Genomic DNA, 25,639 nt, shown 5'->3' with positions numbered 1-25,639 from the left:
CGGGGTGACCCTTCTCTCGTCTCGGCTCCCGTACTCGCTCCGTAGACTCATCGCCTGAGCAGCTAACGAGGAGGTAAGCGTGCCGGAGTCCGCCGCTGTGCGAAAGGTGCTCGTCGCGAACCGCGGAGAGATCGCCGTACGCGTCATCCGCGCAGCCCGGGATGCGGGGATCGCCAGTGTGGCCGTCTACGCCGATCCCGACCGCGACGCCCCGCACACCCGAATGGCGGACGAGGCGTTCGCGCTGTCCGGCTCCACCGCCGCGGAGACCTACCTCGTCGTCGACAAGCTGCTGGACGTCGCGAAGCGCTCCGGCGCCGACGCCGTCCACCCCGGTTACGGCTTCCTCTCCGAGAACGCCGATTTCGCGCAGGCGGTGCTGGACGCGGGCCTGACGTGGATCGGCCCGAGCCCGCAGGCGATCCGCGACCTCGGCGACAAGGTCACCGCCCGCCACATCGCGTTGAAGGCGGGCGCGCCGCTCGTGCCGGGCACGAAGGACCCGGTGTCGAGCGCCGACGAGATCGTCGCCTTCGCCGACGAGCACGGCTTGCCGGTGGCCATCAAGGCCGCCTTCGGCGGCGGCGGTCGTGGGCTGAAGGTGGCACGGACGCGCGAGGAGATCCCCGAGCTGTTCGAGTCGGCCACCCGGGAGGCGGTGGCCGCGTTCGGCCGCGGCGAGTGCTTCGTCGAGCGCTACCTCGACCGGCCCCGGCACGTGGAGGCGCAGGTCCTGGCCGACCAGCACGGCAACGTCGTCGTCGTGGGCACGCGCGACTGCTCGTTGCAGCGGCGCCACCAGAAGCTGGTCGAGGAGGCTCCGGCGCCGTTCCTCACCGACGAGCAGCGCGAGCGCATCCACTCGTCCGCCAAGGCGATCTGCCGGGAGGCCGGATACCACGGCGCGGGCACCGTCGAGTACCTCGTCGGCGTCGACGGCACGATCTCCTTCTTGGAGGTCAACACCCGACTTCAGGTGGAGCACCCGGTGTCGGAGGAGACCACCGGCATCGACCTGGTGCGCGAGCAGTTCCGCATCGCCGAGGGCGGCACGCTGCCCTTCACCGAGGACCCCACCCCGCGCGGGCACTCCATCGAGTTCCGGATCAACGGCGAGGACGCGGGCCGCAACTTCCTCCCTGCGCCCGGCACCGTCACGACACTGCGCTTCCCGTCGGGCCCCGGCGTGCGCGTCGACTCCGGTGTCGAGGAAGGCAGTGTGATCGGCGGGCAGTTCGACTCGATGCTCGCCAAGGTGATCATCACCGGCGCTGACCGGCGGCAGGCCATCGAACGCAGCAGGCGGGCGCTCGACGAGATGCAGGTCGAGGGCATGGCCACGGTGCTGCCCTTCCACCGCGCTGTGCTGCGCGACCCCGCGTTCGTGGGCGACGACGACGGCTTCTCCGTGCACACCCGCTGGATCGAGACCGAGTTCGACAACACCATCGAGCCGTTCACGGCACCCGCCGAGGAAGCCGAGGCCGAGGCACCGCGACGCAACGTCGTCGTCGAGGTCGGTGGCCGGAGGCTGGAGGTGTCGCTGCCCGGCGACCTCGCACTCGGCGGTGGCCCCGCGCCCACGGCGAAGGCCAAGCCACGCAAGCGCGGCGGCCGGACCAAGACCGCCGTCAGCGGGGACGCGGTCGCCGCGCCGATGCAGGGCACCATCGTCAAGGTCGCGGTGAGCGAGGGCGAGCAGGTCGAGGCAGGTGACCTCGTCGTCGTGCTGGAGGCCATGAAGATGGAGAACCCGGTCACCGCGCACAAGGCAGGCACCGTCACCGGGCTGGCGGCCGAGGTCGGCCAGTCGGTGAGCCAGGGCTCCGTGCTGCTGGAGCTCAAGGACTGAGTCGCACGGCCACGCTCCGGCGTGGTTCGGCCTCACCCACCCGACCTATCATCGACTGATGGCCGTCGACCGACCGCACTTCCGTCTCAGCGACGCCGAGCGCGCCGAAGCCCTCGACGCGCTCGCGGAGCACGTGCGCACGGGGCGACTCGACCTCACCGAGTACGAGGAACGGTCGGCGCTGGTGAGCGCGGCGAAGACCCGCGGTGACCTGCTGCCCGCGTTCGAGGACCTGCCCGACCCACGGCCGAGTGTGCTGGCGTCGGCACGCCCGCCCGACACGGCCCGACCGGCGGCTCCGCCCGCCCCGAGCGTCGGGCAGCGACTGTCGGCGATGGCCGTCCCCGCCGCCGCGGTGATCGCGGCCGTGTTGTTCTTCACCGTGGGCCGGTTCGGCATCTTCGTCTTCGTCATTCCGATCATCGTCGCGTTGGCGATGGGCATGATCACCCGACCGCGGCGGTGACGCCTTAGACTCCCCGCTCATGGAGCCGGTGGAGATCAACGCGGGTGGTTACTACCTGCGCCAGTTGCGGGCGGATCGCCTGCTCGACGACCGACCCGCACTCGTCGCGGCGTTCACCGACCCACTGCTGCGCCGGTTCGACCCCGCCCTCGTCGTCAACACCCCCGACACCCTCGACGCCGCCGCCGACTACGTGCTGCGCCGCGCGGACGAGTGGGAGTCCGACCGGCGCTGTTCGTGGGCGGTCGCGGAGCCGACGACCGGGGACCTGCTCGGAGAGGTGGGGCTCGCCGAGCTCGACCTGGCGAACGGCACCGCCCGGGCGACGGCGTGGGTCGCGGCGTCGCAGCGTGGCCACGGCCTCGCCACCACGGTCGTCGACACGGTCGTCCGGTTCGGGTTCGGCGCACTCGGCCTGCGAGAGATCACCTGCGCGCACGCCGAGGACGACCCGGCCGCCCGCGCGCTGGCCCGGCGCTGCGGGTTCACCACACGGAGCACAGTCGACGGCCGACAGCTCTGGGTCCGGGGTCAGGACACCGACGCGTGAGCAGAACACTTCGCACCCTCGGGGTGTCCGTCGCGGTGCTGCTGGTGCTGCTCGGGTCGACCCCCGCACACGCTCGCCAGACCACCGACGAGTTGGCCACCCTCGACGTCGCCGCCGTGCTGGCCGACTTCGCCGCCAACCGCATCCACCGGGCGCCGGGCGCGATCGCCACCTTCGACGAGGAGTTGATCAGCGGCGAACTGACCGACGAGTTCCGCCTCCTCGTCACACCGACGCTGAGTGCTGACTCGGGGCTCGACGAGGTGGAGGAGTGGGTGGACCGCAACGGACACACGCTGATCCACGTCGAAGGGCTGCTTGTCACGTCGACCGCCGACTACGTCCGCGGCCCCGCCGACCTGCCCGCGTTGCGCCAGCACACCGCCGCCCACGACGTGACCAACCAACTGTGGAAGGCCGTGCACTACCCCACGCTCCGACGGAACGAGCCCTCCCCGCACCCGCCCCTCGACGTCGTGTCCCCGACGCGGAGTCAGACGGCGGCGCTCGTGGAGCAGCTCACCGACGAGCGGATCGTCAACGCGCCCGGCCGCACCGATCCGATCGACGTGACCGCGGAGGAGTTCACGCGCAGGACCGGCTTCACCGTCCGCGTGGCCGCGTTCCCGCCGGTCGCCCCCGGTGAGGCTCTCGTCGACCACGCCCCAGCCCTCGCCGAGCACTTCCCCGACGACGTCGTCCTCGTGGCGCACGGGGACTGGGTGGACGTGGCGGGTCCGCCCGCCCTGATCTCCGCTCGCAACCAGCACTACGACGAGACGATCGAATCCGTGTCCCGGCCCTCGATGGCCGACCGCATCGACTGGATCCTCAGCCGCGCGCGCGAGCTGAGCCTCGACCGCCCGCTGGGTGAGCCCGCCCCGGCGACGCAGCGTCAGGAGGTCTCCGACTCCGCGCTCTTCCTGATAGGCAGCTCGGTGGTGCTGATCGTCACCACTCCCCTGCGGCGGGCGCTGCTGCGTCGCTGGCGGGACCGGCGCGCCGCGCGGCTGGCCTTCCGCGGGGCCAGGGCCGACGCGTTCGCCTCCCTCGCCGAGCTCGGAGCCCGGCTGAGCAAGAGCGAGCCCTCGGAGACCACGGCAGCCGCAGCCGAACGCCACGCCACGGCGACCATGCTCTTCGAGCGGGCCACCACCGCCGAAGAGCTTCGGGAGGTCAAGAAGCTCGCCACGCGCGGTTCGAAGGCACTGACGAAACGAGCCGACGCGACCCGGGAGACGTCATGACCGCCACGAAACGGTCCGGACAGAACACCACGCAGGCCCGATTCCCCTACGGCGTCGTGGTGACGATCATCATGGGCATCACGCTCTTCTTCTCGACGTACGACCTGGCGCGGCACGACGACCGAGCCGTCGCCGCCGTGGAGACGTTCACGCGCACCCCGGTCCACGTCGCCGAGGGCGTGGCCGTGGACCCCGAGCCGATCCGCCAGGTGATCGGCGACCGCAACCTGGTGGTGGGCGTGTTCGACGAGGTGTCGTCGACCTACGAGCTCTGCGACGAGATCGCCCAGTTGGCTCCCACCACCGCGGTGCTGGCCGTCTCGCTCGCCGACGACGAGACGGAGCATCTGTTGTGCACGGGCTGGGAGTTTCCCGCTCCCACACTCGTCGACCGTGACGCGGACAGCGTCCTGTCGTCCGTGCGATGGAGCGCCGAGGGCGCGGCGACGTACCTCGACCCCGACGCCGACGTCACCGCGCTCGTCACGGAGTACGTGTTCGCCTTCGACCGGGAGTTGGGCGCGGCATACGGCGATCCGCCGCGTCGTGGGCCGATCGCGGCGGCGCCCGACGCCGCCGAACTCGGCCTCGGCTTCCTCGCGATCTTCGGCATCTGTGTCAGCGGCTACCTCATCACGCGCGACGTCACGTGGGCTCTGGTCCACAGCGGCGTCACCCGACCCCGCGCCACCGGACTGCGGGAACGGCTCGACCGGCTCGCGCCCCGGCTCATGGCCCCCGGCAGGCTCACCGACCCCGAGATCGCGACGACGGCGAGAGCCTACGCGCGGGCGTACCAGCAGCTCGACAAGGTCGCCAAGGGCAAGGACAGGCGTCGACTCGACGAGGTCGCGAAGCAGGTCGAGCGGCTGGAGACGACCCTGCGGTGAGCCCGGGTCAGCTCGCGGCCAGGTCCGCGAGGCCCGACCGAGCCTCGGGGGCCGTCAGCCTGCGTGCGTCCGCGCCCTCGTCGCTCTGCTCCGTCTGCGACTCCCGTTCGGCCTCGACCCGTGCCCGGTACACCTCCACTTCCCGGGCCTTCGTCTCCGCCGACCAGCCCAGCACCTCGCCCACCAGCTCGGCCACCTGCTCGGCGCAGTCCACTCCTCGGTGCGGGTACTCGATGGAGATCCGCGTACGCCGGGCGAGGACGTCCTCCAGGTGCAGCGCGCCCTCGTGGCTCGCCGCGTAGGTGACCTCGACCTTCAGGTAGTCGGGTGCAGCGTCGAGCGGCTTCAGCAGTTCCGGTTTCCCCTCGGCCTCCGCCAACACCTCGGTCACCAACGAGCCGTACCGATCGAGCAGGTGCCGCACGCGGTAAGGGTGCAGACCGTGCTGCGCCGCCAAGTGGTCGGCCTGGTTCACGAGCGCGTGGTAGCCGTCGGCACCCACGAGCGGCACCTTGTCCGTGATGGACGAACGCGCGCGTCCGGGAAGATCGGCCGCGGCGGCGTCCACCGCATCGGCCGCCATGACCCGGTACGTCGTGTACTTCCCACCGGCGATCGCGACCAGTCCCGGCGCGACCCGCGCCACGGCGTGCTCCCGCGACAGCTTCGACGTCTCTTCGCTCTCCCCCGCGAGCAACGGCCTCAGTCCCGCGTAGACACCCTCGATGTCGTCGTGCGTCAACGGGGTGGCCAGAACCTTGTTGACGTGGCCCAGGATGTAGTCGATGTCGGCCTGCGTCGCGGCGGGATGCGCGAGGTCCAGGTTCCAGTCGGTGTCCGTGGTGCCGACGATCCAGTGGTTGCTCCGCCACGGGATCACGAACAGCACCGACTTCTCGGTGCGCAGGATCATCCCGGTCTCCGACACGATGCGGTCGCGCGGCACCACGATGTGCACGCCCTTGCTCGCCCGCACCCGGAACCGGCCCCGGCTGCCCGCCAGGTGCTGCAACTCGTCCGTCCACACTCCCGTGCAGTTGACCACGACGGACGCGTGGACGTCGGTTTCCCTGCCGTCCTCCACGTCACGCACCCGCACCCCGGTGACACGGTCGGCCTCCCGCAGGAACCGCACGACCTGGGTGGACGTCCGCACCACCGCGCCGTAGTGGGCGGCGGTCCTGCCCACCATCATCGTGTGCCGGGCGTCGTCGGCCGTCGCGTCGTAGTAGCGGATGCCGCCGATGAGCGCGTCCCGCTTCAACGCGGGCACCATGCGCAACGCCCCGGCCCGCGTCAAATGCTTCTGCCCCGGCACGGATCGGGCGCCGCCCATCGTGTCGTACAACAGCAACCCGGCCGCCGTGTACGGCCGCTCCCACACCCGGTGGGTCAGCGGGTACAGGAAGCTCACCGGCTTCACCAGGTGCGGCGCGATGGTGGTGAGCATCAACTCGCGTTCCCGCAGCGCCTCCCGAACCAACCCGAACTCGAGTTGTTCGAGGTACCGCAGCCCACCGTGGAACAACTTGCTCGACCTGCTCGACGTCCCCGAGGCGAGGTCCCGCGCCTCCACCAGGGCGACCCGCAGTCCCCTCGTGGCCGCGTCGAGTGCCGTGCCGACGCCGACCACCCCTCCGCCCACGACGACGAGGTCGAAGGTCTCGCTGCCCAGTCGCTGCCAGGTCTCTTCGCGGTTCGCGGGTCCCAACGCCACAGTCACGCTGCCCTCCTCGCCAACGGCGATCACTCACCGTCCTCATTCGCAACATACGGCCCTACTTGAGGTTCCCACGTTCCGGTGTGGGCAATCAGGGGCAATCAGAACCAGTGCGACTGCGCCGTTCAGATGTTGTTCGGCCGGTACGTGCGGAGCACGATGAGGGATTAGGGATAACGACGTCCCGGCTGACGGCGGAGGTGTGGCATGAGTGTGAAGGACACCAGTCACCGGTCCAGCGGCCTGGCACGACTCCGGTCGACCACCGGCGGGGAGTTGCTGGCCGAGTTCCTGGGCACGGCGGTACTCATCTTGCTGGGGTGCGGTTCGGTCGCGGTCGCGCTCGCCGGCCTACCCGGATCCGGTCGGCAGATGGATGCCTTCGGACCGGGCAACTGGCTGATCATCGCGTTCGGCTGGGGACTCGCGGTGACGTTCGCGGTGTACGTCGCGGGCGGGGTCAGCGGCGCGCACATCAACCCGGCGGTGACGCTCGCGTTCGCGGTGCGCCGGAAGTTCCCCTGGGTCAAGGTGGTGCCCTACTGGATCGCGCAGGTCCTCGGGGCTTTCGTCGGCGCGGCCATCGTGTACTGGGTGTACGCCGACGCGATCAACGCGTTCAACGCGGCGGAAGGGTTCGCCGAGAGGTCCGAGTCCGTCCCGAGCTTCTCCATCTTCGCGACGTTCCCCGCCGAGTACTTCGGCGGCGGGGTGTGGGGACCGCTGTTCGACCAGATCGTCGGCACCGCCATCCTCGTGCTGGCCATCGCCGCGCTGATCGACAGCCGTAACCAGGCGCCACAGAGCAACTTCGGTCCGTGGGCCATCGGCTTCGTCGTGACGGCGATCGGCCTGAGCTTCGGCACCAACGCCGGATACGCCATCAACCCGGCCCGTGACTTCGGGCCCCGGCTGCTCGCGTACTTCGCGGGGTGGGGCGACGCCGCGTTCCCCGGCAACGGCGAATGGTTCAGCAACTACTGGTGGATTCCGATCCTGGGGCCGCTCGTCGGCGGCGTCATCGGCATCGTGGTCTACGACCTGTTCATCGGCCAGGTCCTGAAGGCCAGGGAAACCGCACCCGCCGAGGTCGAGGGACCGCCGCCGGGACGTGTGCCCGAGCCCACCGACGAGACGGAGACGCGCAAGTCGGCCGAGTGAGCCGACCTTGCCGCGGAAGGAAAGGACACCATGACTTCGTACGTCGCCGCGATCGACCAGGGCACCACGTCGACGCGCACCATGATCTTCGACCGCTCCGGACAGGTGGTGGCCGTCGACCAGCGGGAACACAAGCAGATCTTCCCGAAGGCCGGCTGGGTCGAGCACGACGCGGAGGAGATCTGGGCCAACTCGCGGGCCACCGCCGCCGGGGCGCTCGCCAACGCCGACCTCACCGCGGCCGACATCGCCGCGGTGGGCATCACCAACCAGCGCGAGACGACGCTGGTGTGGGACCGCAAGACCGGCAAACCCGTCTACAACGCCATCGTCTGGCAGGACACCCGCACCGACCGCATCATCCAGGAGCTGGGCGCGCTCGGTGGCGGCCAGGAACGCTACCGGGATCGCACTGGCCTGCCGCTCGCCACGTACTTCTCCGGACCCAAGATCAAATGGATTCTGGACAACGTGGAGAGTGCCCGCGAACGGGCGGAGAACGGCGACCTGCTGTTCGGCAACATGGACACCTGGGTGCTGTGGAACATGACCGGCGGCGTCGACGGCGGTGTCCACGTCACCGATCCCACCAACGCGTCGCGGACCCTGCTGATGAACCTCGACACGTTGTCGTGGGACGAGGACATCGCGGCCGACATGGGCATTCCCCTGTCGATGCTGCCGGAGATCCGGTCGTCGTCCGAGACGTACGGCACCACCCGCGAACGCGGGGCGCTCGGCGGCGTGCCCATCGCGGGCATCCTCGGCGACCAGCAGGCGGCGACGTTCGGGCAGGCCTGCCTGGACGTCGGCGAGGCGAAGAACACCTACGGCACCGGCAACTTCGTCCTGCTCAACACCGGCCACGAGAAGGTCATGTCGCAGAACGGTCTGCTCACCACCGTCTGCTACAAGATCGGCTCGAAGGACACCGTGTACGCGCTGGAGGGCTCCATCGCGGTCACGGGCTCGCTGGTGCAGTGGTTGCGCGACAACCTCAAGATGATCGGGTCGGCGGCCGAGATCGAGCAGCACGCCCGCACGGTGGACGACAACGGCGGCGCCTACATCGTGCCCGCGTTCTCGGGTCTGTTCGCGCCCTACTGGCGTTCCGACGCCCGCGGCGCCATCGTCGGGCTGACCCGCTACGTCAACAAGGGACACCTATGCCGGGCGGTGCTGGAGGCGACCGCGTTCCAGACCCGCGAGGTGATCGAGGCCATGAATGCCGACTCCGGTGTTCCACTGAAGACACTCAAAGTGGACGGCGGAATGGTGGTCAACGACCTGCTCATGCAGTTCCAGGCCGACATTCTCGGAGTGTCGGTGATCCGGCCGAAGGTCAACGAGACCACCGCGCTCGGTGCCGCCTACGCCGCGGGTCTCGCCGTCGGGTTCTGGGAAAGCGAGGACGACATCCGCGAGAACTGGGCGGAGGACACGCGCTGGGAGCCGAACATGGACGAGGCGCGGCGCGAGCGTGAGTTCCGGAACTGGAAGAAGGCCGTCACCCGCACCTTCGACTGGGTCGAGGACGAGGACTGACGGACGAACCGATCACGAAGGCCGTGTCCCGCTGCTCCCGGGGCACGGCCTTCGGCGTGCTCAGAGTCGTTCGAGTCGTTCGAGATCCGGTTCGCCGACCAGGGTGATCAGCGAGAACACCACCCCCTGGTTGTCGGCCACCGCGGCAAGGCGCCCGTACGGGCTGTCGGTGGGCGGCGACACGACGGTGCCGCCCAGCTCCGCCGACCTCGACACGATCGCGTCGACGTCGGCGGCGGCGAAGTACGTCATCCAGTGCGCGGGCACGTCCGCGGGCACCTCGGCGGGCAGCTTCCCGAGTCCGGCCACCAGTTCGTCGCCCACCAGCAACGTCGCGTAGGTGAGCTCCTCTTCTTCCAACAACCGGGCAGTGTGGCCGAAGACGCTCTCGTAGAAGGTCCGAGCCGTCCGGAAGTCCCGCGTCAGACACTCGTTCCAGATCACCGACGACGGCTCGTCCGTCATCTCGGCTCCCGCGACCCGGCCCGCCTGCCACAGCCCGAACACCGCGCCCGTGGGGTCGGAGACGATCGCCGTGCGCCCGTCGCCGAACACGACTTTCGGTCCGACGAGCACCGTCCCACCCGCACGCTCGACGTCGGCGATCGTCGCGTCCACGTCGGACGTCGCCAAATACGTGGTCCAGGCCGCCGGAGCCTCCTGCCACGGATCACCGCCCACGAGCCCGGCCACGCGGTGCCCGCCCACGGAACACACCAGGTAGTTGCCCGTCTCGTCGCCCTGGTCGGCGAAGGCCCAGCCGAACAACGCGCCGTAGAAGTCCATCGCCATGCGCGGATCGGGCACCGTCAGCTCGACCCAACACGGCGCACCGTCGGGATACGCGGTGTCGCGGACAGTCATCGCTCGCTCCTCGGACCGGTCGGCCGACACCGCGACGTCGCGGCACGCCGACGAGTCCAGCATGCGACCGGAGCGCAAGGCCCGCAAACGCCGCCCGGACTTCGTCGCCGAGGTCAGTCCAGGTCGTCGTGCCGCATGAGCTGGCGGCCCGCCTCGGTGACCGAACCGGACAGCGACGGGTACACCGAGAACGTCAGCGCCAGGTTGTCGACGGTGAGCTGGTTCTGCACCGCCAACGCGATCGGCAGGATCAGCTCGCTGGCGTTCGGACCCACCACGACCCCACCGACCACGACACCCGTGGCGGGGCGGCAGAACAGCTTCACGAAGCCGTGCCGCACGCCCTCCATCTTGGCGCGGGCGTTGGTCGACAGCGGGAGCATGATCGTGCGCGCGGGGACCTCACCGGAGTCGATCGCCTGCTGGCTGACCCCCACCGTCGCGATCTCGGGGTGGGTGAACACGTTCGCGGCGACCGTCCGCAACCGGATCGGCGCCACTCCTTCACCGAGGGCGTGCCACATCGCGATGCGTCCCTGCATGCTCGCGACCGACGCCAGCATGAGCACGCCCGTGCAGTCGCCCGCCGCGTACACGCCGGGCGCGCTGGTGCGCGAAACCCGGTCGACGTTGATGAACCCGCCGGGGCCGGGCTCGATGCCCACGCGCTCCAACCCGATGTCCGTGGTGTTCGGCACCGACCCGACGGTCATGAGCGCGTGGCTGGCCTCGATCTGCCTGCCGTCGGTGAGGTGGACGATCACCCCGTCGTCGGTGCGCTCGACCCGGTCGGCCCGCGCGTGCTTGACCACCGTGGTGCCGCGCTTGGAGAAGACCTCCTCCAGCACGGCGGCGGCGTCGGCGTCCTCGTGCGGCAGCACGCGGTCGCGGCTGGACACGACGGTGACCTTCACGCCCATCTCGGTGTAGGCGGAGGCGAACTCCGCACCGGTGACACCGGACCCCACCACGGCGAGGTGTTCGGGCAGTTCCGGCAGACTGTAGAGCTGCCGCCAGTCGAGGATGCGCTCGCCGTCGGGCACCGCGCCCGGGAGCACGCGCGGCGTCGCACCCGTGGCCACCAGCACGACGTCGGCGTCGAGGATCTCCTCCTCACCGGTCTCGGCGTCGGTCACCCCGACCTTGTGCGTCGCGAGCCCCGGCTCGGCGTCGCGGAACCGCGCCGTGCCGTGGATCACCCGAACGCCCTCGCGCTGCACGCGGGCCCGGATGTCGGCCGACTGCGCCAGCGCGAGCCCCCGCACCCGCCCGTGCACGGTCGGCAGGTCGATACTCGACGGCTGGACCGAAATCCCCAGCTCGGGGAAGCTCTTCAGACTCGCCCGCGCGCCGGACGAGGCGATGAACGTCTTCGAGGGAACGCAGTCGTACAGGACGCACGCGCCGCCGAGACCGTCCCGCTCGACCACGGTGACGTCCGCGTCGTGCTGCGCGGCGACCAGTGCCGCCTCGTAACCGGCGGGCCCGCCACCCATGATCACGATCTTGGTCAACTTCGTTCCCTCCTCGGACACCAGCGCTCGGTCCCCAACTCTATGTGGGGACACGCCGAGTGCATCCGCTCGGGTGACGCAGTGGTCGCTACCCTGGGACCGTGCCCCTCTACGCCGCATACGGGTCCAACATGGATCCCTCCCAGATGACGCAGCGAGCCCCGCACTCGCCGATGGCGGGCACCGGCTGGTTGGAAGGCTGGCGGCTCACCTTCGGTGGCGAAGACCTGAACTGGGAAGGAGCACTCGCCACGATCGTGGAGGACCCGGGCTCGCGGGTCTTCGTGGTGCTCTACGACGTGACCTCACTGGACGAGTCGAGACTCGACCAGTGGGAGGGCGGCGAACTCGGGCTGCACAACAAGATCAGGCTCCGGGTGCAGACCATGGACGGGTCCGTGCTGGCCTGGCTGTACGTCCTCGACGCCTACGAGGGCGGCCTGCCGTCGGCGCGCTACCTCGGAGTGCTGGCCGACGCCGCGGAAGCGGCGGGCGCCCCGGCGGACTACGTGGACGACCTGCGCACGCGCCCCTGCAAACGAGTAGGCCCCTAACCCCCACCCCACGTGTCACGACCCCACGCACACGTGTCACGACCCCACGCACACGTGTCACGACCCCACGCACACGTGTCACGACCCCACGCACACGTGTCACGACCCCACGCACACGTGTCACGACCCCACGCACACGTGTCCGCGGCGCACGGCGCCGGCGGACACGTTCACCGGAACCGCGCGGCGAAAACCTCTCTCAGCTCCGTCAGCATCCGGGTGGGATCCCGCAGGTCCGCCGCCGTCGCACGGATCACCCGCCAGCCCCGCCCTGCCAACCGGCGATCACGCTCGGCATCGGCGTCGGCGCGGTGTTCGTGTGCGTCGTAGCCGTCGTACTCCAGCGCGATCCGCCACGACTCCCACGCCAGGTCGAGGACGTAGAGCAGCCGCCCGTCGATCGTGTACACGCAGTGCTGGGCCTCGGGGATCGGCAACCCGGCTTCGACCACGATCAACAGCAACGAGCTCTCGGGCGGTGAGTCCGCGCGTCCGGTGGCGAGGTCGGTGAGTTGGGAGGCTTTCGCCACACCCCGCCGATCGTCACGGGTCGCGAGTCGCCGACGCACCGACGCGCGGAACGACTCGGGATCGGGGTGCGAACGCAGCACCTCGTCGAGACAGCCGAAGGCCCGTCGACGGTCGCGACCGCAGAGGTGGTCGGCCACGGCGAGGTCGAGCGCGAAGACGGGCAGTCCGTCGAGGTCGACGACGTCGTCCGGCGCGTACCGGTTCTGGTGCATCACCAGTCCCGGCCGTGACCGCGCCGACCTGGAGTAGGGCACCGTGACATGGATCGGCCCCGTCTGGCCGACCGCGACGCAGCCATGCAGCGCCAGGGCGGTAGGACCCGACACCACGGCGGGAGAGCGGGCGGCCAACAGGGCAGCTTCGGCACGAATCCGCAGATCGTCGAGGTCGGCGGTCCGCATCACGACGCCACGCCAGGGCTGGGTCAACGTGCCGACGGCCAGTGCCGCCCGCAATGCCCGCTCGCCCATGTGGGCGACCACCTCGCGCCGCGGGACGGCGCCGCGACGTTCCCAGAGTTGCGACATGGGCCCAGCCTGACGGCAGCCACCGACCCACACCACGAGTTGTCCACAGGTTGTGGATAACTCTCAAACCTGTGGATAACTCGTGTCCTCGACGCAGGAACGCGTGTCCGCGCCCCACGTCGCAGACATGCGCGCGGGAACTGCGGACACGCGCGCGCAACTCGCGGACACGATGCGCAGAGACCCGGGAATCAGGCTGCGAGCGCCGCCAGAGCGGTGTGCACCATCATCCGGATGCCGGTGATCAGGGCGCGCTCGTCGGCCTCGAACGTGGGCTGGTGGAGGTCCCGCATCGGCCCTTCGCCGGACCACACGCCGAGTCGCGCGAACGCCCCGGGCACGTGCTCCAGGTACCAGCCGAAGTCCTCTCCGCCGGACGACTGCTCGGTGCCGGTCAACGCGTCGGCGCCCAGCGCCGCCTCGACGCCCGCACGCAGCAGGCTCGTGCTCTCGGGCTCGCTCACCACGGGTGGCACACCGCGTCGGTAGTTCAGCTCGTAGCCGACGCCGGTGGGCGCCAGCAACGCCTTCACCGACGACTCGACCAGCGGCTCCAGCATCGTCCACGTCTCGTGGTCGGCGGTGCGCAGCGTCCCCCGCAGCACCCCCTCCTGCGGCACGGCGTTCGCGGCCTCACCGGCGTGAACGGCGCCCCACACCAACACGGTTCCCGAGCGGGGGTCGACCCGCCTCGACAACACGGCGGGCAGCGACGTGATCACCGTGCCCAGGCCGTGCACCAGGTCGGCAGTCAGATGCGGCCGGGACGTGTGCCCACCCGGCGACGACAGGGAGAGTTCCACCAGGTCGGCGGCCGAGGTGAGCGCGCCGACGCGCGTCCCGATCTTGCCGACCGGCAACCGGGGGTCGCAGTGCAATCCGAAGATGCGTTCCACGCCGTCGAGCGCACCGGCGTCGATGGCGTCGAGCGCGCCGCCGGGCATGACCTCCTCGGCGGGCTGGAAGATGAGCCGCACCCGGCCGGGCAGTTCGGCCGCGGTGGCGAGCGCGAGCCCGGCGCCGAGCAACACGGTGGTGTGCACGTCGTGGCCGCATGCGTGGGCGACGCCGTCCACGGTGGAGGCGAAGGGCAACCCGGTCGCCTCGGTCAGCGGCAGCGCGTCGAGGTCGGCCCGCAGGGCCACGCATCGGGAGCCGGTGCCGACGTCGCACACGACGCCGGTTCCGCCGGGCAGCACCTTCGGCCGGAGCCCGGCGGAGGTGAGCAGCTTGACCACCAGCTCGGTGGTGCCGTACTCGCGCCGAGCGAGCTCGGGGTGTGCGTGGATGTGCCTGCGCCACGCCACGACGTCCGTCGTCCGTTCGGCGAGCCACGCATCGAGCCAGTCGGGGCCACGTCCCTGTCCCACATCGTCGATGGTGGCCGCACCCGAGGCGGCGAGCAGGTCTTCGACCGACGTGTCCGGGCCGGATTCGCCCGGCAGGTCGGGTCGCGAGTCGAGAACGGTCACGCCGCACCTCCGCACGCGACCAGCGCTCCGAGGTCACACGTCGTGACAGTCTCCGTCGTCCGCTGGTCCATCGTTGCCATACGCATTTGCTGTCAGTTTGACACCAACCAGAGTATGCGTAACCCGGATGTCCTAATGGGTAGACGGAAGGTAGCCCGTTTGCGCTAAACGGTGACGCATCGTTCGGCCTGGCTGTACTGCCCGTCAGCCACTCTTGGCCCGCTTGGCGCGCACGTAGCGTCCCCACACCACGATGCCCAGCAACGCGGCGGCGATGACCCCGACGACGACCTTGCTCTTGTTCTTGGCCGCGTCGGCCTCCGACTGCGGGTCGAGCGCAGGTCCGTCCTCCGACGAGTCGGACGACTCCTCGTCCTCCGAATCGGAGTCCTGCGCGAGCTGGACGAGCACCGGGCCGACCGGCGAATCCGGTGTGGCCGCCAGCGCATCACGCGTAGGGCCGGCGGCGAACAGCACGAGGACGGTGAGGGCACCCAGGAGAACCGTGAGAACACGCACGATCACAGTCTGCCGTGTCCGGTGGCGATGCGTCAGCCCCCACGCCGGGACTCGACGCCGAACGCGCGCAAGATCCGTTCGGCTCCGAGTGTCGCGGTGCTGCGTCCCTCACGGACGTCCTGTTCGACTTCGTCGACGATCGCGCGCACGTCGGGGTGCCGCACGAGCCGGTCGAGCAGTTGATCGCGGACCATGGCCCAGGTCCAGTCCACCTGTTGCTGTTGGCGGCGGGCCTCCAGCTCACCCGAGTCCGCCAGGTGCTGCCGGTGCCGGACGAGCTGCCGCCACACGGTGTCGAGCCCGGCCCCGGTCAGTCCGCTGCACGTCAGGACGGGAGGCGTCCAATCGGCGTCCGGACCGTAGATCATGCGCAGTGCGCCCGACAGTTCCCGCGCGGCACGCCGCGCCTCGCGTTCGTGCTCGCCGTCGGCCTTGTTGACGGCGATCACATCGGCGAGTTCGAGCACGCCCTTCTTGATGCCCTGCAGTTGGTCACCGGTGCGCGCCAGCGTGAGGAAGAGGAAGGTGTCGACCATTCCCGCGACGGTGACCTCCGACTGCCCCACCCCGACCGTCTCGACGAGGACGACGTCATAGCCGGCCGCCTCCATGAGCACGATCGTCTCGCGGGTAGCCCTCGCCACCCCGCCGAGCGTGCCGGAGGTGGGCGACGGCCGGATGAAGGCCGCCGGGTCGACGGCCAGCCGGGACATGCGGGTCTTGTCACCGAGGATGCTCCCGCCGGTGCGCGTGGACGACGGGTCGACGGCCAGCACCGCGACACGGTGTCCCGCCGCGGTGAGCTGGGTGCCGAGCTGGTCGATGAAGGTCGACTTGCCCACGCCGGGCACCCCGGTGATGCCCACCCGGGTCGCCTTGCCCGCGTGCGGCAGGAGTTCGACGAGCAACTCCTGCGCACGTTCGCGGTGTTCGGCGCGTTGCGACTCCACCAGCGTGATCGCTCTGGCGAGGATGCCGCGATCACCGTCGAGGACACCCTTGGCGTACGTGGGGACGTCGAGGATGCGTGCCATGCCTACGAGTGTCGTGCTTCGAGCTCGTCGAGCAGGGTGACGGCCGAGTCGGCGATCACCGTGCCCGGTCCGAAGATCGCGGCGGCTCCGGCGGCCCGCAGCTCGTCGTAGTCCTGCGGCGGGATGACTCCACCACAGACGATCATGATGTCGTCGCGGCCGAGCCGTTCCAGTTCCTCACGCAGCGCCGGGACCAGCGACAGGTGTCCCGCGGCGAGCGACGACACCCCGACGATGTGCACGTCCGCCTCGACGGCCTGTCGGGCGACCTCGGCCGGAGTGGAGAACAGCGGGCCGACGTCGACGTCGAAGCCGAGGTCGGCGAACGCGGAGGCGATCACCTTCTGGCCCCGGTCGTGACCGTCCTGCCCCATCTTGGCCACGAGAATGCGCGGGCGGCGGCCCTCCTCCTCGGCGAACTCCTCGACCCGCCGACGAGCCGTCTCCACGCCCGCCGTCCGGCCGACTTCCTCGCGGTACACGCCGGAGATGGTACGGATCTGACCGGAGTGCCTGCCCCAGATCTTCTCCAGGGCCTCGGAGATCTCCCCGACCGTGGCCTTGGCCCTGGCGGCGTCGATGGCGAGTTCCAGCAGGTTGCCGTCGCCCTCGGCTCCGGCGGTGAGCCTGCGCAACGCGTCCTGGGTGGCGGACTCGTCACGCTCCTCACGCAGCCTGCGCAGCTTCTCCACCTGCTGGGCCCGCACCTCGGCGTTGTCGATCTTCAGGACGTCCAGTTCGGTCTCGTCCTCGGCGCCGACGCGGTACTTGTTGACGCCGATCACCGGCTGTCGACCCGAGTCGATCCGCGCCTGCGTGCGAGCCGCGGCCTCCTCGATCCGCAACTTCGGGATCCCGGCGTCGATGGCCCGCGCCATGCCGCCCGCCGACTCGACCTCCTCGATGTGGGACCACGCGCGCCGGGCCAGCTCGTAGGTGAGTCGCTCGACGTATGCGCTGCCACCCCAGGGATCGATGACGTCGGTGGTGCCGGACTCCTGTTGCAGCAGAAGCTGCGTGTTGCGCGCGATGCGGGCGCTCGTGTCGGTGGGCAACGCCAGCGCCTCGTCGAGGGCGTTGGTGTGCAACGACTGCGTGTGCCCCTGCGTGGCGGCCATCGCCTCGACACAGGTCCGGACCACGTTGTTGTAGACGTCCTGGGCCGTGAGCGACCACCCCGACGTCTGGGAGTGGGTGCGCAGGCTCAGCGACTTCGGATTGCCGGGGTCGAACTGCTTGACGAGCTTGGCCCACAACAGCCTCGCCGCCCGCAGCTTCGCGACCTCCATGAAGAAGTTCATGCCGATCGCCCAGAAGAACGACAGGCGCGGCGCGAACGCGTCGATGTCGAGTCCCGCGTCCAGCCCCGCGCGGATGTACTCGACGCCGTCGGCGAGCGTGTACGCCAGCTCCAGATCGGCCGTCGCCCCGGCCTCCTGCATGTGGTAGCCGGAGATCGAGATCGAGTTGAACTTCGGCATGTGCCGCGAGGTGAACGCGAAGATGTCGGAGATGATCCGCATCGACGGCTGCGGCGGGTAGATGTAGGTGTTGCGGACCATGAACTCCTTGAGGATGTCGTTCTGGATGGTCCCCGCGAGCTGCTCGGGCCGCACACCCTGTTCCTCGGCCGCCACGACGTACAGCGCCAGCACGGGCAACACGGCGCCGTTCATCGTCATCGACACGCTCATGCGGTCGAGCGGGATGCCGTCGAAGAGCTGCCGCATGTCGTAGATCGAGTCGATGGCCACCCCGGCCATGCCGACGTCACCGGCCACCCGCGGGTGGTCGGAGTCGTAGCCGCGGTGGGTGGCGAGGTCGAACGCCACCGACAGCCCCTTCTGCCCCGCGGCGAGATTGCGGCGGTAGAAGGCGTTCGACTCCTCGGCCGTGGAGAAACCCGCGTACTGGCGGATGGTCCACGGCTGGGTCGTGTACATCGTCGGGTACGGGCCGCGCAGGTACGGCGCGATGCCGGGATAGGTGTGGAGGAAGTCGACGTCGGCGAGGTCCTCGGCCGTGTACAGCGGTTTGACGCCGATGCCTTCCGGGGTCTCCCACGTCAGCGCGTCGACGTCCTTCCCGGTGGCGGCGCGCAGCGCGTCGGTCCACGCCGTCCGGCCTGCGTCCGGCTCGGAACCGGCGGGACTCGCCCCCAGTTCGATGCCGCTGAAGTCGGGGATGCTCATGACGCGACTCCCAGGGTGTCGAGGGTGTCGGTGAGGACGGCCAGCGCGTCGCAGCCTCGGTGGACGTACCCGCTGATGCCGTCGTAGGTGCCGTGGTCGCCGGGGTGGCCCGCGACCAGCACCGTGGTGGCTCCTGCCGCGCGCAGCGCGTTCGCCACCTCGGACACTTTCTCCGCGTAGGCGGCGTCGGTGCCGCACAGGCAGGCCACCGGGGTGCCGGCGGCCCGGAACGCCTCGACCAGCTCGTCGGTGGAGGCGGAGTCGAGGTCCGGGTTCACCGGCTCGATCCCTCCGGCGAGGAAGAGGTTCGCCGCGAACGTCGCCCTGGCCGTGTGTTCGGCCAACGAGCCGAGCGTGGCAAGGAAGACCTTCGGGCGGCTGCCGTGGGCGGCGACGTGGGCGTCCGAGCGGTCGCGCAGCCGTTCGTAGTCCTGCGCGTAACGCCGACGCGGCAGCCCACCGTTCGCCGAGGCCGTCGGACGCGGCGCGCGGTCGAACTCCTTCTCCTCCAGCAGCGGGAACTCGCTGACGCCGGTGATCGGGTCGCGGCGCGTGGCGATCCGTCGCGACCGTGCCTCCCAGGTGCGCGCGATGCGCTCCTCCAGCGCGCCCGAGTCGAGTTCCGCCTCGATACCGCCCGCTCGCTCGATGGCCGTGAACTCGTCCCACACTCGGTGGGCGAGCGCGTCGGTGCGATTCTCGACGTACCAGGAACCACCCGCCGGGTCGATCACCGCGGCGAGACGGCTCTCCTCCAGCAGGATCGCCTGGGTGTTGCGGGCGAGCCGCCGCGAGAACCGGTCGGGCAGGCCGAGTGCGTGGTCGAACGGAAGCACGGTGACCGCGTCGGCGCCGCCCACGCCCGCGGCGAAGCAGGCGACCGTCGTGCGGAGCAGGTTCACCGAGGGGTCACGGCGCGTCAGCATCGCGGGCGACGTGACGGCGTGCTGGCGCATGGCCGACTCCGGCGTGCCGCACACCTCCACCACGCGGGCCCACGCCCGTCGTGCCGCTCGGAACTTCGCGATGGTGCCGAACTGGTCGGTGGTGGCCGCCAGCCGGAACTCGATCCTGGACGCCGCCTCGCGCACGTCGAGGCCCGCGTCGGTCATCGCCCGCAGGTACGCCACGGCCGTGGCGATCGCGGCACCGACTTCCTGGGCGTCGGACGCCCCGGCCTCGTGGTAGGGCAGGCCGTCGGCGACGAACGTCGCGAGTCGGGGATGACGTCCGGCAAGCCGCGCGGCGAACGCGGCTGCGGACGCGACGTCGGCCTCCTGCCCGGTCCGAGCCCGCACGCCGATCGGGTCGGCGCCGAGATTGCCCGCGACCTCGGTGTCGGGAACGCCCTGCTCGGCGTGCAGGGCGAGCAGCGCTTCGGCGGCCGGGACGAACTCCGTTCCAGCGTCGAGGACGACGGGAGCGAGGTCCAGCCGCACCTCCCGCAACGCGTCGGCCAGCGACGCGACCGGCACGCCGCCGTCGCCTACCCGCAGCCACAGCGACGTGACCCCGCCGTGCAGGTCCGCGAGCACGGCCTCGTTGACCGCCGCGACGTCGTCGGCCTCGTGCCACGCCCGCACGTCCCAGCCCGCGGCCACGTGCCCGTCCGGCCGACCACCGCGAACGTACGGGAAGACGCCGGGGAATCCGGGCTCGGGAGCCGGGTCGTCGGCGGTGTACAGGGGTTGGATCTCGATACCGTCGTCGGTGGTCGTCACCAGCCGGTCACGACGGGAGCCCGACCGCTCCAGCACCTTGTCGACCAGTCGTTCCCATTGCTGACGGCTCGGTGCCTCGAACTCGGCCGCGAGCGCAAGATCGTCCGTCTGCGCTACCCCCTTGCTCATAGCAGCATCCTAGGTGGGCCCCTGTGTCTCAGCCTGTGACCTCGCTCTCTCACTTTTCGTCGTCGGCTTTCGCGGTCCGACGGTCCTTCCCGGCGTCGTTCGGTGACAATGGAGCGCGTGTCCGCTCCGACTGACGACCGACGACTGGTGGCCGGCCGATACCGGCTGCGGTCCGTGCTCGGCTCCGGGTCCATGGGCACCGTGTGGTCCGCCTACGACGAGTTCCTCCACCGCCCCGTGGCGGTGAAGGAGGTCCGCATGCCGCACGGGGTGCCTCCCGCCCGCGTCACCGAGCTGCGCGAACGGACATTGCGTGAGGCGAGAGCGATCGCGGTGCTGTCCCACCCGAACGTGGTGATCCTCCACGACGTCGTCCTGGAGCACGACGACCCGTACGTGGTGATGGAACTGCTGCCCTCGCGCAGCCTGGCCGGACTCGTCCGCCAGGCGGGTCGGTTGACGGTCGCGCAGGCGGCGGCGGTGGGCGAGGCCGTGGCCGGCGCATTGGAGGCCGCCCACGACGCGGGCATCACCCATCGCGACGTGAAACCGGGCAACGTGCTGGTGTCCGACGACGGACGCATCAAGCTCACCGATTTCGGCATCGCCCGCAACGTCTCCGAGGCGACCATGACGCACACGGGGATGATGCTCGGTTCACCCGCGTTCATCGCCCCGGAGGTCGCCACCGGCGGCCCCGTCACCTACACCGCCGACCTGTGGGGACTGGGCGCGACGCTGTTCGCCGCCACCGAGGGACGCCCGCCCTACGACGCCGACGGCGACCCGCTCGAAACCGTCGTGAGCGTCGTGCAGGGCGACGTGCCGCGCCCCTCCCCCGGTCCGCTGGCGCCGGTGATCCGGGGCTTGATGATGAAGAAGCCGTCCGAGCGCATGTCGCTGGCCGAGGTGCGGCGCAGGCTGTATCCGCTGCTCGCGGAACCCCGTCACCTGCTGTTCCCGCCGGAACTCTTCGCCGAGAGCGACGTCGGCCGGGTCCGCGACGACGCCAGCGCGACCCGAGTCATCCCTCGGGTGCCGACACTCGCGCCGGAGCCCGAGGCGGAGGTCGAGGGCGACGCCGCGCTGGCCGCCGACCCGGGCCCGCTGCCGTTCGCCACCGACCGCACGGTCACCCCGGCGTCGAGCCCTCCCGCCCCTCGCGCCCCGTCCCCTCCGCCCCGCAGGACGGCGGCCGACCGGTGGCCCGACTGGGTGCCGCGTCGCCACGTCGAGATGTTGACGGACCTGGCCGCCACCATCACCGATCGTCGGAGTGTGCTGCTGGCGGTGGCCGCCGTGGTGTTCGTGGTGACGGCCGCTCTCGGCTTCGCGCTCACCCGCATCCTGGCGGGGTGAGGTCCGAGCGCTCGACGTTCGTGCCTTCCACGATGGACACCGCGTGCGCGTCCACGTCGGACCGCCGCTCAGCCGTTGACCGGGAGCCGCCAGGCAGGGCCTAAGCTGCACGATCGTGAATTCCAGCGACACGCAACCTCGTGACCTCGCCGCCGCCGCGGCGTCCGTCCTGACCGAACGCGCCGGCGTCGACGCCTTCGACGTCGCCGTCGTCCTCGGTTCGGGCTGGCGACCGGCCGCGGACGTCATCGGGCAGCCGGAAGCGGAGATCCCGCTCGGTGACCTGCCCGGGTTCGAAAAGCCCCGCGCGGTCGGACACGGCAGCACCGCGCGCGCCGTCACCGTCGACGGCAAGCGGGTCCTCGTCCTCCTCGGCCGAACCCACCTCTACGAGGGCAAGGGAGTGGCACGGGTGGTCCACGGCGTGCGCACCGCTGCCGCCGCGGGAGCCCGCACCGTCCTGCTGACCAACGCCGCGGGCGGGCTGCGCGACGGCTTCCAGGTCGGTCAGCCGGTCATCATCTCCGACCACCTGAACATGACCGCGACCTCGCCGATCACGGGAGCGAACTTCGTCGACCTCGTCGACCTGTACTCGCCCCGGCTTCGTGCCGCGGCCAAGGAGATCGACCCGACCCTGGCCGAGGGCGTCTACGCGGGTCTGCCGGGCCCGCACTACGAGACGCCCGCGGAGATCCGGATGCTGCGCACGCTCGGCGCCGATCTCGTCGGCATGTCGACGGTGCTGGAAGCCATCGCGGCCCGCGCCGAAGGTGTCGAGGTCTTCGGGCTGTCGCTGGTCACCAATCTGGCCGCGGGCATCACGGGCGAGCCGTTGAACCACGAAGAGGTCCTCGAAGCGGGCCGTGCGTCGGCCACACGGATGGGAACCCTTCTGCGGACACTGGCCGCCCAGGTCTGAGCGCGTTATTTCCCGGTCGTACCTCCCGTCGTGATCGGTACGTCGGTGAAGTCCGCCAATACCGGTGGTCGCGTCATCGTTCGTCCTTTCGCGCAGGAGGCAGCGCCCTGCCATCGTGAGTGGTGGGTTTCGAGCGGCGATCGCGCTCCGACAACGAATTTGTCGAACGATTGACGGTTCGACAATAACCCGATCGTGTGCTGTCAGAGCACACGACTGTCCACCATCGGCAACACGTGCCGGAATATGACAAAGATTGCGACGTTTCCGCTGATCACTGTCAATTTCCGCACAATGAATATTGCATTGTGCACTTCCGGGTGAACCATGCCGAGAGTCGCGGCCCGGGGGTCGATCGATCCCCGGGCCACTCGACTTGCCACTATGACGTGATGCAGCACAGATCGCCCCAGCTCACACCCGAGCTCAGGGACAGGACATTCCGCTGGATCGCCGACGACGTCGACGGCGACTCGCGCACGGAGTTGCAGAACCTGCTTGCGCGCGCGATGGCGGGAGACGACGACGCCACCTCCGAACTGGACGATCGCATGTCCGGCACGCTGAGTTTCGGTACCGCGGGCATTCGCGGGCCGGTGCGAGCGGGCCCGAACGGTATGAACACCGCGGTCGTGGTTCGTACGACGGCGGGCCTCGCAGCCTGGCTCGCGCAGCGCAATCCGGGAGGCACGGTCGTGGTGGGCCGCGACGCTCGACACGGTTCCGAGCGGTTCGCCACGGCGGCGGCGGAGGTTCTCGATGCCGCAGGCTTCGACGTGAAGCTCCTGCCCCGCCCGCTGCCGACGCCGGTGCTGGCCTACGCCACGGTGAGCCTCGGCGCCTGCGCTGGTGTCCAGATCACCGCGTCGCACAATCCTCCGGCCGACAACGGCTACAAGGTCTTCGACAACACGGGTATCCAGATCATCCCGCCGGCCGATTCCGAGATCGAGGCGGAGATCGCGGCGGCACCCGCCTCGGTCGCGGTCCCCCGGGGCCGGGGCGTGCAGGTGCTCGACGACGAGGTGCTGAACGGCTACCTCGACCGCGTCGCCACGCTCGCCACGAGCGGTGCCAAGGATCTACGGATCGCCGTCACGCCCCTGCACGGCGTCGGCGGCGCGGTGGTGGTCGACGCGTTCCGACGCGCGGGGTTCACCGACGTCCACGTCGTCGACGCGCAGGCCGAGCCCGACCCCGACTTCCCCACGGTGACGTTCCCCAACCCCGAGGAGCCGGGCGCCACCGACCTGCTTCTGCAGCTCGCCGAGAACGTCGACGCCGACCTCGCCGTGGCTCTCGACCCGGACGCGGACCGCTGCGCCCTCGGCGCGCGGGAGCGCAACGGCACCTGGCGGATGTTGACGGGTGACGAGGCGGGCGTGCTGCTCGGCGACCGCTTGCTGGCCCGCACTTCCGTCGAGAACCCGCTGCTCGCCACCACGATCGTGTCCTCGTCCCTGTTGGCGGAGGTCGCCAGGGCCAGGGGCGCCCGACACGCGCGCACGCTCACGGGCTTCAAGTGGCTGATGCGGGCCGGCGAAGGACTGGTCTTCGCCTACGAGGAAGCACTGGGGATCTGCGTCAACCCGGACTTCGTGAAGGACAAGGACGGCGTCGGGGCAGCGGTCTTCGCCGCTGACGTCGCCGCCGAGGCCAAGAGCCGAGGACTCACGTTGTTGGACCTGCTCGACGAGCTCATGGCCGACCACGGCGTCTCGGTGACCGGCCAGGTCGCGCCACGGTTCGCTGACCTCGCCGAGCGCGCCGCGGTGATGGAGAGGGTGCGAGCCAACCCACCCACCACGTTGGCGGGGGTCGCCGTGTCGACGGAAGAGATCCGCGACGCCGGCGCGCTGAAGATCAGCGGCGACCAACTTCGGGTCCTCATCCGGCTGTCCGGCACCGAACCGAAGGTGAAGGCGTACCTGGAGGTCACCGCCCCGCCGCCGGGACCGGACGGGCTCACCGAAGCCCGCGACGCGGCGCTGGAGACGTTGCGAGCCCTGCGCGACGACGTCGCGGCACTGCTGTCGTCCTGACCACTCACCCGGCCATCGACCTGCGGCCTGCCCGCCCTGGGTCGGTGGCCGGGTGAGCTGCGCGGCACAGCGCTTGCGGCGCAGAGGCGAGGCGGGCACGCTCGATGACCGTGGCCAGGTTGTTGATCGTGCACCACACCCCGTCCCCTCATCTGGCGACCATGCTCGACGCGGTCGTCTCCGGTGCGACCGATCCGGAGATCACCGGCGTGGAGGTCGTCCGGGAACCGGCGTTGTCCGCGACCGTCTCGGACGTACTGGACGCCGACGCATACCTGCTGGGCACTCCCGCGAACCTCGGCTACATGTCCGGCGCGTTGAAGCACTTCTTCGACACGATCTACTACCCGTGTCTCGATGCGACCGCGAAACGTCCCTTCGGCTACTACGTGCACGGCAATCAAGGCACCGAAGGCGCCACGAAGTCGATCGACTCGGTCACGACGGGTCTGAGCTGGCACAGAGCGGCTGCGCCTGTCGTCGTGCACGGTGAACCGAGCAAGGCCGATCTGGAAGCGTGCTGGGAACTGGGTGCGACGATCGCCGCGAGCCTGATGCCCTGAGCGCGAGCACAATCCGCAGCTTCAAGGAAATGAAGAGACACGCCTACGCGTGCCCATCAGCAAAATAATGCCCGAAATAGAAGAAGGGCCCGTCGGGGTTGGCCGTTGGACCAACCCTGACGGGCCCTCACCACAAATAGTTCGGCGGTGTCCTACTCTCCCACACCCCTTCGAGTGCAGTACCATCGGCGCTGGCAGGCTTAGCTTCCGGGTTCGGAATGGGACCGGGCGTTTCCCCACCGCTATAACCACCGAAACACTACGA

The 25,639-nt window shown here is 70.2% G+C and carries 21 protein-coding genes and 1 rRNA gene; 12 read left to right on the top strand and 10 right to left on the bottom strand.

Annotation, left to right across the window (positions count from 1 at the left end):
- The first annotated feature begins 79 nt into the window (after positions 1–79).
- From JAV51_RS14805 to JAV51_RS14785, 5 genes are read left to right on the top strand one after another with little or no spacing between them, the layout of a single operon-like run.
- A complete protein-coding gene (locus JAV51_RS14805) occupies positions 80–1,852 on the top strand; it encodes an acetyl/propionyl/methylcrotonyl-CoA carboxylase subunit alpha (RefSeq protein ID WP_197321311.1) in 1,773 nt (590 codons plus the stop codon).
- Between the two features lie 58 nt (positions 1,853–1,910).
- Positions 1,911–2,318 carry a DUF1707 domain-containing protein gene (locus JAV51_RS14800; protein WP_197321310.1) on the top strand — a complete coding sequence of 136 codons (408 nt, stop codon included), beginning with the start codon at positions 1,911–1,913 and terminating at the stop codon, positions 2,316–2,318.
- Between the two features lie 19 nt (positions 2,319–2,337).
- A complete protein-coding gene (locus tag JAV51_RS14795) occupies positions 2,338–2,868 on the top strand; it encodes a GNAT family N-acetyltransferase (protein ID WP_197321309.1) in 531 nt (176 codons plus the stop codon).
- Positions 2,865–4,115 (top strand): hypothetical protein, encoded by a 1,251-nt coding sequence (locus JAV51_RS14790; protein WP_197321308.1) that lies wholly within the window; start codon positions 2,865–2,867, stop codon positions 4,113–4,115. The genes JAV51_RS14795 and JAV51_RS14790 overlap by 4 nt, the downstream gene beginning before the upstream one ends.
- A complete protein-coding gene (locus tag JAV51_RS14785; RefSeq protein WP_197321307.1) occupies positions 4,112–5,005 on the top strand; it encodes a hypothetical protein in 894 nt (297 codons plus the stop codon). Before JAV51_RS14790 ends, JAV51_RS14785 begins: the two co-directional genes overlap by 4 nt.
- A 7-nt stretch (positions 5,006–5,012) precedes the next feature.
- Here JAV51_RS14785 and glpD read toward each other — a convergent pair whose 3' ends face one another.
- Entirely contained in the window at positions 5,013–6,728 is a 1,716-nt protein-coding gene (gene glpD, locus JAV51_RS14780; protein ID WP_197321306.1) for a glycerol-3-phosphate dehydrogenase, read from the bottom strand.
- 204 nt (positions 6,729–6,932) lie between these two features.
- Here glpD and JAV51_RS14775 point away from each other — a divergent pair, with 204 nt between their 5' ends.
- The gene (locus tag JAV51_RS14775; protein ID WP_197321305.1) at positions 6,933–7,886 is read left to right on the top strand and encodes an MIP/aquaporin family protein; all 954 of its coding nucleotides are present in this window, start codon (positions 6,933–6,935) and stop codon (positions 7,884–7,886) included.
- A gap of 30 nt (positions 7,887–7,916) precedes the next feature.
- Positions 7,917–9,431 (top strand): glycerol kinase GlpK, encoded by a 1,515-nt coding sequence (gene glpK, locus JAV51_RS14770; RefSeq protein ID WP_197321304.1) that lies wholly within the window; start codon positions 7,917–7,919, stop codon positions 9,429–9,431.
- Positions 9,432–9,491: 60 nt separating this feature from the next.
- Here the strand turns inward: glpK and JAV51_RS14765 are convergent, their stop codons facing one another.
- Positions 9,492–10,295 carry a VOC family protein gene (locus tag JAV51_RS14765; RefSeq protein WP_197321303.1) on the bottom strand — a complete coding sequence of 268 codons (804 nt, stop codon included), beginning with the start codon at positions 10,293–10,295 and terminating at the stop codon, positions 9,492–9,494.
- A 113-nt stretch (positions 10,296–10,408) separates the two neighbouring features.
- On the bottom strand, positions 10,409–11,809 hold the full coding sequence (locus tag JAV51_RS14760) for an NAD(P)H-quinone dehydrogenase (protein WP_197321452.1): 1,401 nt from the start codon (positions 11,807–11,809) through the stop codon (positions 10,409–10,411).
- 101 nt (positions 11,810–11,910) lie between these two features.
- Here JAV51_RS14760 and JAV51_RS14755 point away from each other — a divergent pair, with 101 nt between their 5' ends.
- Entirely contained in the window at positions 11,911–12,363 is a 453-nt protein-coding gene (locus JAV51_RS14755; RefSeq protein WP_197321302.1) for a gamma-glutamylcyclotransferase, read from the top strand.
- A 170-nt stretch (positions 12,364–12,533) separates the two neighbouring features.
- Here the strand turns inward: JAV51_RS14755 and JAV51_RS14750 are convergent, their stop codons facing one another.
- From JAV51_RS14750 to JAV51_RS14725, 6 genes are all read right to left on the bottom strand, one after another.
- Positions 12,534–13,421 carry an endonuclease domain-containing protein gene (locus JAV51_RS14750; RefSeq protein ID WP_197321301.1) on the bottom strand — a complete coding sequence of 296 codons (888 nt, stop codon included), beginning with the start codon at positions 13,419–13,421 and terminating at the stop codon, positions 12,534–12,536.
- Between the two features lie 191 nt (positions 13,422–13,612).
- Positions 13,613–14,893 (bottom strand): amidohydrolase, encoded by a 1,281-nt coding sequence (locus tag JAV51_RS14745; protein ID WP_197321300.1) that lies wholly within the window; start codon positions 14,891–14,893, stop codon positions 13,613–13,615.
- Positions 14,894–15,097: 204 nt separating this feature from the next.
- On the bottom strand, positions 15,098–15,412 hold the full coding sequence (locus tag JAV51_RS14740; RefSeq protein ID WP_307845893.1) for a hypothetical protein: 315 nt from the start codon (positions 15,410–15,412) through the stop codon (positions 15,098–15,100).
- A 32-nt stretch (positions 15,413–15,444) separates the two neighbouring features.
- A complete protein-coding gene (meaB, locus tag JAV51_RS14735) occupies positions 15,445–16,446 on the bottom strand; it encodes a methylmalonyl Co-A mutase-associated GTPase MeaB (protein ID WP_197321298.1) in 1,002 nt (333 codons plus the stop codon).
- 2 nt (positions 16,447–16,448) lie between these two features.
- Complete coding sequence (gene scpA, locus JAV51_RS14730) at positions 16,449–18,638, bottom strand: methylmalonyl-CoA mutase (protein WP_197321297.1); 2,190 nt, start codon at positions 18,636–18,638, stop codon at positions 16,449–16,451.
- Entirely contained in the window at positions 18,635–20,488 is a 1,854-nt protein-coding gene (locus tag JAV51_RS14725; protein ID WP_197321296.1) for a methylmalonyl-CoA mutase family protein, read from the bottom strand. The genes scpA and JAV51_RS14725 overlap by 4 nt, the downstream gene beginning before the upstream one ends.
- A 108-nt stretch (positions 20,489–20,596) precedes the next feature.
- On the opposite strand from JAV51_RS14725, the gene JAV51_RS14720 reads away from it, so the two are divergent.
- The 4 genes from JAV51_RS14720 to JAV51_RS14705 all read left to right on the top strand — a co-directional run bounded on the left by JAV51_RS14720 (position 20,597) and on the right by JAV51_RS14705 (position 25,374).
- A complete protein-coding gene (locus JAV51_RS14720; RefSeq protein WP_197321295.1) occupies positions 20,597–21,847 on the top strand; it encodes a serine/threonine-protein kinase in 1,251 nt (416 codons plus the stop codon).
- Positions 21,848–21,959: 112 nt separating this feature from the next.
- Positions 21,960–22,769: a purine-nucleoside phosphorylase gene (locus JAV51_RS14715; RefSeq protein WP_197321451.1), complete on the top strand. Its 810-nt coding sequence runs from the start codon at positions 21,960–21,962 to the stop codon at positions 22,767–22,769.
- 392 nt (positions 22,770–23,161) lie between these two features.
- Positions 23,162–24,811: a phospho-sugar mutase gene (locus JAV51_RS14710; protein ID WP_197321294.1), complete on the top strand. Its 1,650-nt coding sequence runs from the start codon at positions 23,162–23,164 to the stop codon at positions 24,809–24,811.
- Between the two features lie 110 nt (positions 24,812–24,921).
- A complete protein-coding gene (locus JAV51_RS14705) occupies positions 24,922–25,374 on the top strand; it encodes a flavodoxin family protein (protein WP_197321293.1) in 453 nt (150 codons plus the stop codon).
- A gap of 139 nt (positions 25,375–25,513) precedes the next feature.
- Here JAV51_RS14705 and rrf read toward each other — a convergent pair.
- Positions 25,514–25,630: ribosomal RNA gene (gene rrf / locus JAV51_RS14700) — 5S ribosomal RNA — on the bottom strand.
- Between the last annotated feature and the right edge of the window lie 9 nt (positions 25,631–25,639).

This window comes from Saccharomonospora sp. NB11, from assembly GCF_015910535.1.
Lineage (GTDB): Bacteria > Actinomycetota > Actinomycetes > Mycobacteriales > Pseudonocardiaceae > Saccharomonospora.
The sequence above is the reverse complement of the archived record's forward strand: the minus strand, read 5'-3'. Positions and strand labels throughout refer to the sequence as shown.

Coding starts and splice junctions, on each gene's coding strand:
- JAV51_RS14800 (WP_197321310.1), top strand. CDS start 1,911: ATGGCCGTCGACCGACCGCACTTCCGTCTCAGCGACGCCGAGCGCGCC.
- JAV51_RS14795 (WP_197321309.1), top strand. CDS start 2,338: ATGGAGCCGGTGGAGATCAACGCGGGTGGTTACTACCTGCGCCAGTTG.
- JAV51_RS14785 (WP_197321307.1), top strand. CDS start 4,112: ATGACCGCCACGAAACGGTCCGGACAGAACACCACGCAGGCCCGATTC.
- JAV51_RS14775 (WP_197321305.1), top strand. CDS start 6,933: ATGAGTGTGAAGGACACCAGTCACCGGTCCAGCGGCCTGGCACGACTC.
- glpK (WP_197321304.1), top strand. CDS start 7,917: ATGACTTCGTACGTCGCCGCGATCGACCAGGGCACCACGTCGACGCGC.
- JAV51_RS14765 (WP_197321303.1), bottom strand. CDS start 10,295: ATGACTGTCCGCGACACCGCGTATCCCGACGGTGCGCCGTGTTGGGTC.
- JAV51_RS14750 (WP_197321301.1), bottom strand. CDS start 13,421: ATGTCGCAACTCTGGGAACGTCGCGGCGCCGTCCCGCGGCGCGAGGTG.
- meaB (WP_197321298.1), bottom strand. CDS start 16,446: ATGGCACGCATCCTCGACGTCCCCACGTACGCCAAGGGTGTCCTCGAC.
- scpA (WP_197321297.1), bottom strand. CDS start 18,638: ATGAGCATCCCCGACTTCAGCGGCATCGAACTGGGGGCGAGTCCCGCC.
- JAV51_RS14725 (WP_197321296.1), bottom strand. CDS start 20,488: ATGAGCAAGGGGGTAGCGCAGACGGACGATCTTGCGCTCGCGGCCGAG.
- JAV51_RS14720 (WP_197321295.1), top strand. CDS start 20,597: ATGGAGCGCGTGTCCGCTCCGACTGACGACCGACGACTGGTGGCCGGC.
- JAV51_RS14710 (WP_197321294.1), top strand. CDS start 23,162: ATGCAGCACAGATCGCCCCAGCTCACACCCGAGCTCAGGGACAGGACA.